Origin of the sequence: Enterococcus sp. AZ140, assembly GCF_051714405.1 — a bacterium.
In the GTDB taxonomy this organism is placed as follows: domain Bacteria; phylum Bacillota; class Bacilli; order Lactobacillales; family Enterococcaceae; genus Enterococcus_B; species Enterococcus_B pernyi.
Genome location: NZ_JBIORU010000001.1, coordinates 278,956 through 291,976, shown reverse-complemented (window position 1 = coordinate 291,976; position 13,021 = coordinate 278,956). Strand labels below are relative to the sequence as shown.

The window sequence follows — 13,021 nt, the reverse complement described above, 5'->3', positions numbered from 1 at the left end:
TGAAAACGCTTTTGTAAACACTTAATTAAAATTAGTGTATACTTATTTTTATAAAAAATAAAAAAGACCACACTTGATAGTTTCAAGTACAGTCTTACAAACGTCATTTTCTAATTGATATCTGCTACTATTTTCCCTGATGTATAGGGATATCTTGTCTTAGATAAATCAAATGGCGTACCATCATCAAAAAAGACGATTTGATTGGTTTCTAAAATCGGTTCTCCTACCTCGATCTCAAACTCTTCACTGTCTAAATGATTTGCTTTTGAAGCAATGATCACTCGACGGGCCGCACTGACCACATAACCCAACTCTTCTCTAATATAGTTATAGATAGACCCCTTTAAAATCTCTTCATCCAAATCTTTGATATACTTAAGAGGCATGATAGATGTCTCTATACTTCTCGCCTCTTCATTTACATATCTCACTCGTTTAATATCATAGACCGGATCAGTCGCCTTTATTTTCAATTCTTCAGACTCATAAGAAGTTGGAAAGCGCACATCAAAGCGGATGATTTTACTGGTCACCTCCGTCCCTTCTTGAGCAGAAGTCCCGAATACGCTATTGATCTGGGTCACATTCTCCTTGTCCTTTTTAATGTTGCTTCTCACATATGTCCCCGATCCTCGTCTTGTGTACAGTAAAGATTCATCAATCAATAACTGTATCGCTTTTCTAATCGTTACTCGACTCGTATTGTAGGTTTTTGCTAATGTTTCTTGATTTGGTAATAGCTCGCCTTCTTTAAACTCCCCTTCAATGATTTTATTTTTCAAGGAGTGGGCAATTTCTATATATTTAGGCATGTTTATTTCACCTCCGGAAATTTGTATACACTTATTATAATATTAGATAAACAACTAATTGTAAATAACCTTTACAACTATAACACATAAATAATCGATTCATTGACCGAATGTTTCTTCATTTATCCAAATAAGCAAGATTCGGAGTCAAAAAAAGCCTTCAGAGAATCCATTTCTCCGAAGGCCATATGCCACTCAAGTCTTTATCACTTATTACCTATTGAATTTTATCATGTTTGATCAAAAATAAGCGTACAACTATTTCTGACTTTTGCAATTATTATTTTACTACGAACAAACATATTTTCAATCTTTACTTCGCCAAACGATAGATAGCATCTGCATAAATCGCTGTAGCACGGAATAAGTCGTCTAGACTCATAAATTCATTTGCTTGGTGCATTGTATCTGTGTAGCCTGGGAACATTGCGCCATACGCAACACCGCGTTTTAATAAGCGTCCGTATGTGCCGCCACCGATGATTTGTTCGTAGCCTTTTTCGCCGGTATGATCTTCGTAGACTTGTAATAATGTTTCAACCAACGGATCATCCATTGGTACATAATGTGGTTCCATCACACGGGCACCACGGGTAACTGATGCACCTTCGTCTGCTACTGTTTTGTTCAATTTGCTTTCTAATTCATCTGTGGTTGTGCCTTTAGGAAAACGGAAGTTCATGTTGATATAGTTATCGTCTTCTGAACCATTTTCTTTAAACGCAAACAACCCAGCGTTCATTGTTAGTTTACCCATTTTTTCGTCTTCGTGGGCAACGCCTAATTTCTCACCATAAAAGTCTTCATGGACGTAAGTAGCTGCCACATGGATGAATTGTTTAGCTGCACCAATAAATTCATAATCATCAAGGAAGCTCGCTAAGAAAGAGCCGGCATTGATCCCAGATTGTGGGCTTGCGCCATGTGCCCCTTTTCCGACTACGTTGATCGTAACAAATGTATGCTCTGCTTCGATCGACCCGTTGATTGGGTTTGCTTCAATAAATTCATAAAATGCCTTTTCTAAAGCAACTGCTGCATCTGCGCTTGGTACTTCAATTTTTGCAGTCGCTGTTCCTGGCACCATGTTTTCACGTAAACCTGACGTAAATGATTTCAATACATAGTCACCGGCATTATCGCCTTTAAAACGGAATGCGAAAGAAACATTGCCTTTTTCTCCGTTGATGATCGGAAATTCCGCATCTGGTGAGAAACCGAAATCAGGTTCTTCTTCATGTTCAAAGTAGTAAGCCATATCTGCCCAACCACTTTCTTCATCACTACCTACAACAAAGCGAACTTTTTTCGATAATTCTAAATCTAGGTCTTTGATGATTTTCATCGCATAATAGGCAGCCATACTTGGTCCTTTGTCATCACTTGACCCACGAGCAAAGATTTTTCCGTCTTTGATCACTGGTTCGTAAGGATCAGTATCCCAACCATCGCCAGCAGGCACAACATCCATATGCCCAAAAATCCCTAAGGTTTCGTCTCCTTCACCTAGATCGATGTGTCCTGCGTAATTGTCCACGTTTTTTACAACGAAGCCATCACGTTCACCATAAGCAAGCATGTGTTTCAATGCGTCACGAGGCCCAGGTCCAAATGGGGCATCTGCAGTTGCTTTTGAATCATCACGTTCACTGCTTACGCGTAAAAGATTTTTTAAGTCTTCAAGCAAGTCTTCTTTGCGTGCTTCGACTTCTTTTTGCCAATTGATTGTCATAAAGTTACTCCTCCACTCATTCAGTCTACGAGTTCATCATAACATAAATCAGACAAATTGTTTAAAAAATCAGACAACGGATAAACGAAACAGTTTTTTCCCTAAATATTATGGGCTATAATGAAAAAAAGGAGGTTTTCTCATGGAATTAAATGAACGATTACTCCAACAAGTGATTACTCCTCGTCCTGTGGAATCCCATAAAGGTACGTATGGAAAGGTCGTACTGATTGGCGGAAATGAACAGTTTGGCGGTGCGATCATCATGAGCGCTTTAGCAGCTGTCCATAGTGGGGCTGGCTTGACAACTGTTGTAACAGATCCTAATAATCACGTGGCCGTCCATAGTCATTTACCAGAGGCAATGGTAGGGGATTGGACAAATAAAGAAACATGGCATTCGGCTTTTGAAGATGCCGATGTCTTACTGATTGGTCCGGGATTAGGAACCAACCAACAAAGCCTTGAACTTCTGCAATTTGTCCTGACAAATCAAACAGAAAAACAATGGTTAGTCATTGACGGTTCTGCTTTGACACTGCTCGCTACGCATTCGCTGGAGCTTCCTTATCCAGAGCATACCGTTCTCACCCCCCATCAAGTGGAATGGCAACGCGTCAGTGGATTGCGTTTAGATGAGCAATCTGAAGAGAATAATCAGCAGAAGCAACAAGAATTAGGGGCATCCCTGGTTTTAAAAAGTCATCAAACAACGATCTATGGGCAAAATGGCATCTATTACAATACAGCAGGTTCACCAGCTATGGCAACAGGTGGTATGGGGGATACGTTAGCTGGCATGATTGCTGGTTTTTTAGCTCAGTTTCCAAAAAATGACCAAACGATCAGTGCTGCTGTCTATTTGCATAGCTTTATCGGCGATCAATTAGCAAAAGAGCAGTATGTCGTTTTACCGACTCAAATCAGTCAGTACATCCCAGAATGGATGCATTATTTTAGTCAAAGATAAGAAGGAGCATAACAATGGAAAAATATACCGGCTACCTTAGAGAGCCTTTTTATTATGAAACCGATCAAATGGGTATCATTCACCACAGCAACTATATCCGCTGGTTCGAAGAAGCACGTGTTGCCTTGTTAGAACACTTGGATTTTAGTTACAAGAAAATCGAAGAACAAGGCATCATTATCCCTGTACTAGGCGTAAGTTGCGAATACAAAGAGATGATCCGTTATGGGGACAAAATCTTGATCCAACCGATTATCGAAAGCTACACAGGCACACGCTTGAATTTCCGTTATGAGATCTACGACACAGAAGATCAGCGTTTACGGACGACCGGTACAAGCCAGCACTGTTTCTTACTTGCAGAAAATCAACGTTTAGTCAAACTAGGTCGTGTCAATCCTAACTTGGATCGACTGTTTAAAACTTACGCAAACATCGACGCAGCCCCTGATTCTGCAACAGAAATGAAATAAAAGAAAAAATAAGTGTTTATTCTTGCCTTTTAACCCCCGATTTGTATAATGGAAAGAAAAAAAGCAGGTGATTATAATGTATGTCGTGAAAGTACTACACGGTTATATTGATAAAACTGGCTGTCGCACACGTGAAAAAAACCCGGAAACCTTGCTTGTCTTCAAAGACAAAAAAGAATCAGAAACCTTTGCCAATCAAATCGGTGGTCGTGTCAAACAACTGCAGGAAGTTCGCCCAGATTGACTGTTGCTTTCGTGAAAGGATGAGATGTTCGCCCCATGGATATGTATTGAAAAGAGTCGACAAACCAATCGTTTGCGGCTCTATTTTTGTGTTTCTGTTCGCTGATCAGCTCGTCCCCTCCCTTACTCTATTCTCAGGAAAGGATATGCTATACTAGGTATAGCTTTTTGAAAGGGGTGTTCTATGGGGAACAATTTGCAACAACAAGCATACGAAGCTATCAGGCAACAAATCATCTATTCTGAATTAGCTCCGGGGAGTAAGCTTTCTGACAGAATCTTAGAAGAACAATTAGCAATCGGGCGCACGCCGATTCGGGAAGCATTGATCCAACTTAGAAATCAGGAATTGATCAAAACGATTCCTCAATCCGGTACATATATCTCAAAAATCGACATACGTTCCGCAGACTTGGCACGTTACATGCGAGAAAAATTAGAACAACCGATTTTACAAGAGTGCAGTGCTAAAATGAACGATACCGCTCATCAACGCTTGGAGATGATTTTAGAACAGACGGATCAAGCCATCTTGGCACAAGACAAAAAAACCTTCTTTCTTTTGGATAAAGCCTTTCACCAAATGTGTTACAAAGTTGCGGGGAAAGAAGAAATATGGACTTGGCTTGAAAGCTATAGCACTCACTTAGATCGTTTCCGTTGGTTGCGTTTGACGATTTCTGAATTAGATTGGGGCCGTGTATTAGATGAACATCAAATCTTATTGAGAGCCATGAAAGAACACGCACTTGATGAAGTGGGATTTCTTTGTAACCTCCACCTCCATATGATCATTGAGGAACAAGAACAAGTGATCCTTCATTATCCGAATTATTTTGAAGCATCCTCTGAAAGATGATTCAAAAGAGGCGTAACGCTCCGCAATTTTTAGGAACGTTTGCGCCTTCTTTTGCCTTATTCAAATAGATTTACAATGACTGAACAAGTCGCTCACAGAGTAGAGGATCATACGGCCAAATCATAGCGACTTCTAACACATATGGTGAAAATCCTACGTTATTCAACTTCTCCGAAAAGCTCATCGCTGCAATCTCACTCAATGTTCGGATCTTAGACTGATGGCGATACCCAAAAAATCGCCATAGTTCTACAGTTTTCTGTTGGGTATACAATGTAGGATCGCATGTTTCAAGATGATGATACAATTCATGCGCTAAAATCAAAGAGGTAACTTTTTCCAACGGGAGCGCAGTGATCTTTTCCTGTTCAAACTTCTGGATTGGTTCTGTCATTAAACAGATCCCCGTTGTTTCATCGTAAGTGGCGAGTGTCAAACGATCATTCCGCCATGCTGTTTCTCCATAGGAGATAGCGACATTTAATGTACGACAAAGCGCATGAATATTTCTTGTATGGTACTTTCGATAAATTACTTCTGCTAACCTTTCTCCACATTGTCTCGCCATCTCTCCCCACGCTCGTTGCTCAGAAAGTGAGAGTTTCCCTACTAAAATCTCTCGTTTAAATTGATAATCACACCACTGTTTATCAGAAATCGTCATTAATTTTGAAATCAACTCATCTAGTTTACTTTTGCTTGATATTTCCCGCAATCACGATCACTTCTTCCGCTGGTTCCAACATCGCGATTTCTAACTCCATCAAGAGTTGTAGTTGTTCAAATTCTGTCGCTGAAAAATCTGCGACACGCGCGCCGATACATAGATAAAATTCCGGTCGAGCAATCAGCTCAGTCTGATAGACCGCAAGTTCTTCCCATAATTGTTGGACAGCGAAGAGATACTGTTCAGCTGTAGTTTTCAGACATTTTGCATACCCTCTTTGAACTTTGATGAATCCTTTTTGGTCGATGATCCGTAATGCGCCGATTGAATGTTCTGGACTATTTTCCCCAACCACATAGAAGTAGTCAGTATTCGCTAATAAACGAACATCTTTGAGGGACATCCGTAAATCTTCTGCAGCTAATGTCAACGCCTCTGTTTCACTGATCTGCTTTGTTAAATCAGTCGCTTTGACTTCCGTTGAACCTGTAGCAATTGCCGTCACTTTCGACGTCTGTGGATCAATTTCAACATGGACTTCAATCGATTCTGGTGTAGCGCCAGATTCGATTGCTTTATTCATCGCTTCATTTTTCAATCCTCGAATATCTTCTTTACTTGGCGAAGGAATGATCCGTTCAACCACATCTCTCACCATCGCTAATGCCACACCGATAGATGAGATCACTTCCGCATTTTCTGGTATTGAATACTTAACACCCATTTTCTGACTAAAATAAGTAATCAAGGACGCTGCTCCACCGCCTACCCCAACCAAGGAGATTTGCTCTTTTTCCAATTGATATTTTTCTGCCAGTTCCAAAATCACTGGTTCGATTTTGGCATAAGCTTTTGCCATGATCTGCTCAGCGATATCTTCCACAGAAGTCTGACAATAAGCTGCTAAAGCTTCCATGGCTTTTCTTGCGGCTTGTGGATCACCATAAGAAAAGTGTTCTTCTTGGACAAGCCCAAGAACATTCGCTGCACATGTATTGGTAATAGTGACCTCTTTTCCGTCTGCCAAAATCACTTTGACATAATCAGCCGGATCTCCCTCAATGGGTGAGAAAAAAACGATTTTCGGTTGATTGATTTTTTCAATCGGTGTGAATACAGCATAATCCAATCCAGCAATATGGGCTGAACGTGGTCCCACGTCAAGGATCCCTGTGCGATCTGCCCGAACCATTGAACCACCGGCCACACCTAAGACACGAACATCTAACGATGAAATATAGGTCGCATGACCGCCGACCACTGAGTAATCGATGGCTGGACGCCCATTCCTGATAACACCAATATTGGTCGTTGTCCCGCCAACTTCAAAATACACACCATTCGAGGCACGTAAATACATCAAAGAACCCATGACAGAGGCAGCTGGACCTGAAAGCATCGTTAATACTGGTCGCTTCTTCATTTCAGCAATTTCCATTACACCACCATCACCACGCATGATCATCAAAGAAACATTGACACCGGCAGTTCGAACGGAACGTTCAGTTGAGGTCGCTGTTTCCAGCATTTTAGGCAAAATCGAGGCATTGATCGCTGCCGTTCGTGTGCGTCTCGTCAAACCATAAAGCTTTGTGATTTCAGAAGCCATCGTTGTTGGTATCCCTTGTTCCGAGGCAAGTGAATAGATGACTTGTTCTGGTTCACTATTATCTACGCCAAAAGCCATGGAAGAAACTAAAACTTCCGCCTGTTCTTTTTTCAGTGTAGCAATCGTCTCTAACACTCGTTCATTTGTCAATTGTTTGATTGGCAAGAACGCATTTGCAATGTCTATTTTTCGATTATTCCCTAAATCAATCGGTGCTAATCGAGTTTGTCTTTTTGCCAAAAAACCTTCGAACCCGCCCTTAGCCATTCCGATCACTCCTACTTTTGCCACATCTCCTTCAATCAAGGCATTCGTTGCTTGCGTTGTAGAATGCGCGACAAAAACAACATCCTCGGGGCTGATCTGATTTTCTTGCAAACAATTTTGGAACGATTGTACGACCCCTGCAGCTACACCCTCTGGATGGTGATGCGTTGTTTTAACAGATGATTTACCGATGATTTCATGTGTCGCATTGTCGATTGCGACTGCTTTTGTATGGGTACCGCCTACATCAATGCCCATTCTTACTGCACGCTTCATTTTGCATCCTCCAAATTTTTTACTTTCTATACCTATCAAAAATTACCATAAAGGATCAACGTCAAGATACAGACGATCACACCGATCGCCCACCCTGTCGGAATCGATTTTTTCATGAATTCACGAGAGGAAACCTTTGTATACCCTAATCCCCATGCAATCCAGGATTGAGTGATATCTAAATGCTGTGGCGCAATGGTCGTCGTCGCAAATAACGGAAATAAGAAGGCCACAGGCATTGTCGGATTGACTGCTAAAACTACTGCTAAAATCGCTGATCCCGAACCGACTAGACTCAACGGACCACGGAAAAAACCTAGAGGCGTCAACAATGCAAAGGCAAGTGCCAACACAACAGGTGTCTGGGGAATAAAGTCTCCCAAAATCGCAGAGAAATAAGAAGAAGCATACACCGCCGAATTATTGAACATCGCTAAAGTCATCAAAAAGCCAACCATTGGTGCCACATCTGTTGCTCCATCTGTAAATAATTTAGCGAATTGCCGACAGATCTCCTTGTATCCCCCACGTAATTTCCCTGTAAATAGCAACGCCCAGATCCCAGCCAACATAAAACCAAGAATAATCGGGATTTCTAACACCACCACTCCTAACACAGGTATAACGACTGCCAACCAAGAAATCATTGGCGCCTCTCCACCTTCTCGTGGAAGTTCAGCCGCCATTGCATAGCGTTTCTTCGGGTTCATTGATATATTAGCTACAAGTAGAACGATCACCAAACTCACGACCATGCCAATCATCCCGATTTGAAAGTAATCATTGTATGTATAATTTTCAGCCGCAGAATTAAATCCCGCATAGATCGTTTGATATTGCTTGAAATTGACAATATTCGCAAAGATCCCTGCCATGATCGAACCCATGAATGCAAATAGAGCAACAGGTGCAGCAATTCCTAACGACATCAAAATCGGTAAAACGATCACGGCAATTGAAATCACTGGGCCAATCCCGGTCATCGACATAAAAATAATTGCCGTCACAAGACATAAAAGACTCATCGTGATCCGCGGTTTATCACCGCCAAGCTCCACAACTTTTCGAATCAATGTAGCCGCTATCCCACTATCTACCAATACTCGACCAAAAAAAGCACCAAAGAATACATTCACTAAAATCGATTTCGCATATTCCGCTGGACCCGTAGCATATACATGGGTCAACACATCAATGACTGACTGTCCTTCCATTGCGGCATTCGGTGAGAAAAAATTACCAATCAGCGCCAATCCCATCCAAATCGTCGCCATGATCGCTAAACCAACCATCAAATTAAGTCCTTTGACACAATACCAAACCATAAAAAAGAACGACAAAATCAACAACACGCCAATAATCATTTCGCTCATAGACTCACTCCATTCTATTTCATCTCACTGATATATCAGTTGCTTCATTTTACCTCACAGAGAAATCGCTTTCATTAAATATTGACGACAGAACAAGGACATATGATTAAAGAAGATTCATTATGGACTATTAAAATGTTTTTTCAAAAAACATTTCATTTAGCTAACTATATAAATAGATTTACTATCTAAGATAAAAAATAAGCAATGATCACCTCTCTTTTCAAAAAAATATCATGTACTTTATTTATTGGGTTATTTCAATCTATTTATAGATAACAGAAATTTTATTGAAGATTGATAGATATAAAAAAACACACCTAAGCAAGCTTAGACGTGTTTTACTTTAAATCCTATATTTATCTTGAAACGGTCACTCCCTGTTCATTTGAAGCGATGTTTACCGCATCCATGATCCGACCGTCCTCAGACAATACAATAATATTGACACCTGTTTTATTTCTTGATACATCGACGCCGTCGATTTTAATTCTAGAAAATTGTTGCTCCTCATAAGATGTAAAACTAGAAACCATTGAGATGTTCTTATCAGTGAGTTTTTGAGTAACCTCATTATAATTTTCATTTTGCGAAAGAATAGGACTCTGATTCGCTTGATGAATACCAGTAAAATTCCAATCATAAGTAAACTTCTGTAAATCAAGATCCGGTAAAAGTTTTGCTATTTCCACTGCTAAAGCTTCACTCATTTGTTGGGACTCCCCTGCACCAGCAATCAGAACTGTATAATCTGAGTCTTCTAATTCTTTTAGATATTCCTGATAATCCCAAATGTTCATCAAGGTTGGATCTCCATTTTTATAAATCGTATTCCAAGCATCTTTAGAAACCGATCGAATCGTCTCTAAGCCAAAATATTTAGCATTTGAACGGTTGATCTGGGAGTCTATACTCGCGCCAACGTGTGACAGCGCGCTAGAATATGCTGGATAGGGCATCCCTTCATTTGCATTGAAATCAGCGATCAAAGGATTCAGATTCCCTTGCTTTTTCTGGCTCTCCACATACCTATATTGTTCGTTGATATCACGATAAGACTGAATGATCCCATGCACACCTAAGACAAAGGAAAATAAAAACTGAACAATGAGAACTGAGCTGATCACACTATAAAAACTTCCAGCTGTCGTCTTCGTTAATTTATCTGGCCATTCGATTAACATCGCAATAATAATATACAATGCGCCTCCAAAAAATGAACGCCCCCAGTTAAGTCCTGTTGGTGAAAGAGACAATACATAGATAGTTGCTAGTCCGGCAAGTACATATACATACGAAAGTCGGAACCAGTTTTTATGTTGGTTAAAAATAATACCTAATGCAATTAAAATAGCCGCTAAAACAAATAATTGCAAACTGTTTTCGTAAAGAGTTCGTGTGATTGTAGAAAAACCAGAATATAGCTTGTGAGGAAGCGACCATGCACTACGGTCAAAGTACGTTGCTCGTATCGCATTCCCTGGAGCCGCAACCATCATCAATAATCCAAAGATTGCTCCACCTAAGCCTGAAAACAACCATACCTTAAACGGTCTTTTCTCTTTATAGATAAAATAGATATACCCTAAAACAACAAGAATTGCTCCACCAGATGTATTTTCATTACACCATCCGGCAAGTATCCCTAAAACTGTCATAAAAATAATCTGTAACGGTTGATTAAATGGTAATTCTCGGCCATTTGTATAATAGCGGTGATACATAGAAAGGAAACTAATAATGAGGATGCCACCCCATAGATAATTCGCCGCTCCAGTCTCCCATAAGATCGTTTGTCCGAAAGTTGGGACAAATAACCAAATCAACAAATTGATCATTAAATATTTAAACACATAAAAATTCTTATTATCTTTAGTTGATATTTTATAGATCAAAATAGTTAGTAAAACATAAATCAATGGATTCATAAAATTGAATACGATTTTTGGCATCAATAAAAATAAACGCGCAATGATATGGACCACTGATCGACCTGTCCAATTCATGTATTGCATATATTCGTCATGGAGAATAGTTGAAAAACTTGTTGTTTTGTACATGTATTCAATATCATCTGCAATCAATGGCGTTAAAAAATTCAAGATGACCATGACTACGTAAACAGAAACTATCACAATCATCTTCTTATGTTTGCAGATACTATCGATTATTCGATTCATTTTGTTCTTCCCTTCCAACAATTATTTAAGTGATTACTTATGAATATTATTATAACATTTTAAATCATTGGATGCTTTTAAATTAAACAACACCTTTTACCATTTTTTGCCTCATAGTTTCTTTGGCTTCAGATAGGTTCACTACAAAATGAACATACATAAAAGATCTTAATAGAAAACAATAAGAATGAATGTTTGTCGAAGCCTTCTCATTCAAGATCTCAACAAATCCACAAAGCCTGAGCGGTTATTCATTCGTGGGGAATATAGTCTCGAAAGACAGAAAAGAAGAAATTTCTAGGAGATTTTATGAGTAGTTGACTAGCAAAAATCATCTGAGGCAAAACAAAAAAGCTTACTAGGAATTAACAGGAACAAATTTCTAGTAAGCTTTTTTATATTATGATAATGCCATAACGCCTAATTCACAAAATTTCTTTTGCTCCTTAGTACGCAGTGTCTATGGGCTATGACCGACACCTTTCCTTTGTGTATTAATCATAGCATAATGAAATGACTTTGGGAAGAATTTTAAATGCTATTCAATGATTTAGATAAAAACAAAAAAATATTTTTCATTTTATTATGCTTTGAGTAATGCTTTTTATTCAATTTTGCACGATGAATAAAGCTTCTAATTTCTTTTCTTCTAGCAAAAATCATTTTTTCGCTTTCAATATATTCTTTATATAAAATAATCAGACAAAAGATATCATGAATCTTTGTATGTTCAAGTAAATTATTGTATAGTGAAATTTCTTTCCTACTAACATTCTTATTAATTTGATATTTTGTAAGAAAACTTTTTACGTTGGAAGAAACAACAAGACTACCTGAGTGATTTTTATTTGCAATATTCATCAATATAGGACGATTATGAGAAGAAGCATTTCGAATACGTTTGATCATTATCAGTAATTCCTCAGCGGTTTTATAATAAGCATAATTATTTTTCTGTTTATCAACATAAAAATTTATAAAGTCTATCAATTGCCCAAAATTCAATTTTTCTATTAATACCCAAACTGGAACAATCTTGCTATTAAAATATTTCCGTGATATTTGATAATCATAATCATTTGGGTCAGATACATTATAAATTGTTCTTTTTAAAATCGGCTTATAATTAACATTTATGTAATTTTTTCCATAATGTTGTCTTAGTACTTGTTGTTTTAAATTAAACTTTACTCTCTCAAAGGAATCAAATTCATTGACGATAGCATACCCATCCTCAGTACTATTCGTTATGTCCTTAATTAAGTTCTTTTTTTAACTGTGTTCTATGTCTAAACATAATTTATTAAATAAATGTCTCATTCTCATATCTATTATTGATAAATCATATAAATGAAAAAAGTCTAAATCAATATATTTATTGTTGCTATCTTTTCTAAAATTTCTCTTGTAACAAGTAATTTTATAATAAAAATTGGTATTTTCAAGTATATTCTGTGCTTCAGTAACTGTTAAAATATCACAGCTAATATTTTTATCATTTGCTAAATATGCGAGTTGGTCAGATAAATTTAGTTTCATAATTCCCACCCATTCAAT

General features: G+C 38.4%; 10 protein-coding genes and 1 pseudogene. 4 read left to right on the top strand and 7 right to left on the bottom strand.

What is annotated here, in order from left to right; genetic code table 11:
- Nucleotides 1-110: 110 nt before the first annotated feature.
- Nucleotides 111-815 (bottom strand): GntR family transcriptional regulator, encoded by a 705-nt coding sequence (locus IGJ39_RS01410; protein WP_019723408.1) that lies wholly within the window; start codon nucleotides 813-815, stop codon nucleotides 111-113.
- Between the two features lie 313 nt (nucleotides 816-1,128).
- Nucleotides 1,129-2,547 (bottom strand): dipeptidase PepV, encoded by a 1,419-nt coding sequence (gene pepV / locus IGJ39_RS01405; protein WP_019723407.1) that lies wholly within the window; start codon nucleotides 2,545-2,547, stop codon nucleotides 1,129-1,131.
- Nucleotides 2,548-2,689: 142 nt separating this feature from the next.
- Here pepV and IGJ39_RS01400 point away from each other — a divergent pair, with 142 nt between their 5' ends.
- From IGJ39_RS01400 to IGJ39_RS01385, 4 genes are all read left to right on the top strand, one after another.
- The gene (locus IGJ39_RS01400) at nucleotides 2,690-3,517 is read left to right on the top strand and encodes an NAD(P)H-hydrate dehydratase (protein WP_142432883.1); all 828 of its coding nucleotides are present in this window, start codon (nucleotides 2,690-2,692) and stop codon (nucleotides 3,515-3,517) included.
- A 14-nt stretch (nucleotides 3,518-3,531) separates the two neighbouring features.
- On the top strand, nucleotides 3,532-3,990 hold the full coding sequence (locus IGJ39_RS01395; RefSeq protein WP_438764118.1) for an acyl-CoA thioesterase: 459 nt from the start codon (nucleotides 3,532-3,534) through the stop codon (nucleotides 3,988-3,990).
- 67 nt (nucleotides 3,991-4,057) lie between these two features.
- Nucleotides 4,058-4,234 (top strand): hypothetical protein, encoded by a 177-nt coding sequence (locus IGJ39_RS01390; protein ID WP_177187661.1) that lies wholly within the window; start codon nucleotides 4,058-4,060, stop codon nucleotides 4,232-4,234.
- A 183-nt stretch (nucleotides 4,235-4,417) separates the two neighbouring features.
- Nucleotides 4,418-5,092 (top strand): GntR family transcriptional regulator, encoded by a 675-nt coding sequence (locus tag IGJ39_RS01385; protein ID WP_438764117.1) that lies wholly within the window; start codon nucleotides 4,418-4,420, stop codon nucleotides 5,090-5,092.
- A 70-nt stretch (nucleotides 5,093-5,162) separates the two neighbouring features.
- Here the strand turns inward: IGJ39_RS01385 and IGJ39_RS01380 are convergent, their stop codons facing one another.
- From IGJ39_RS01380 to IGJ39_RS01360, 5 genes and pseudogenes are all read right to left on the bottom strand, one after another.
- Entirely contained in the window at nucleotides 5,163-5,771 is a 609-nt protein-coding gene (locus tag IGJ39_RS01380) for a hypothetical protein (protein ID WP_438764116.1), read from the bottom strand.
- A gap of 10 nt (nucleotides 5,772-5,781) precedes the next feature.
- On the bottom strand, nucleotides 5,782-7,911 hold the full coding sequence (locus IGJ39_RS01375) for a hydantoinase/oxoprolinase family protein (RefSeq protein ID WP_019723401.1): 2,130 nt from the start codon (nucleotides 7,909-7,911) through the stop codon (nucleotides 5,782-5,784).
- 35 nt (nucleotides 7,912-7,946) lie between these two features.
- Nucleotides 7,947-9,284, bottom strand: coding sequence for a citrate transporter (locus IGJ39_RS01370; protein ID WP_195339241.1), 1,338 nt, complete (start codon nucleotides 9,282-9,284; stop codon nucleotides 7,947-7,949).
- A gap of 359 nt (nucleotides 9,285-9,643) precedes the next feature.
- On the bottom strand, nucleotides 9,644-11,464 hold the full coding sequence (locus IGJ39_RS01365) for a DUF3329 domain-containing protein (RefSeq protein ID WP_019723981.1): 1,821 nt from the start codon (nucleotides 11,462-11,464) through the stop codon (nucleotides 9,644-9,646).
- Nucleotides 11,465-11,995: 531 nt separating this feature from the next.
- Nucleotides 11,996-13,003, bottom strand: a pseudogene (locus IGJ39_RS01360) (Abi family protein).
- Nucleotides 13,004-13,021: the final 18 nt, after the last annotated feature.

Coding starts and splice junctions, on each gene's coding strand:
- pepV (WP_019723407.1), bottom strand. CDS start 2,547: ATGACAATCAATTGGCAAAAAGAAGTCGAAGCACGCAAAGAAGACTTG.
- IGJ39_RS01365 (WP_019723981.1), bottom strand. CDS start 11,464: ATGAATCGAATAATCGATAGTATCTGCAAACATAAGAAGATGATTGTG.
- IGJ39_RS01370 (WP_195339241.1), bottom strand. CDS start 9,284: ATGAGCGAAATGATTATTGGCGTGTTGTTGATTTTGTCGTTCTTTTTT.
- IGJ39_RS01410 (WP_019723408.1), bottom strand. CDS start 815: ATGCCTAAATATATAGAAATTGCCCACTCCTTGAAAAATAAAATCATT.
- IGJ39_RS01400 (WP_142432883.1), top strand. CDS start 2,690: ATGGAATTAAATGAACGATTACTCCAACAAGTGATTACTCCTCGTCCT.
- IGJ39_RS01395 (WP_438764118.1), top strand. CDS start 3,532: ATGGAAAAATATACCGGCTACCTTAGAGAGCCTTTTTATTATGAAACC.
- IGJ39_RS01375 (WP_019723401.1), bottom strand. CDS start 7,911: ATGAAGCGTGCAGTAAGAATGGGCATTGATGTAGGCGGTACCCATACA.
- IGJ39_RS01385 (WP_438764117.1), top strand. CDS start 4,418: ATGGGGAACAATTTGCAACAACAAGCATACGAAGCTATCAGGCAACAA.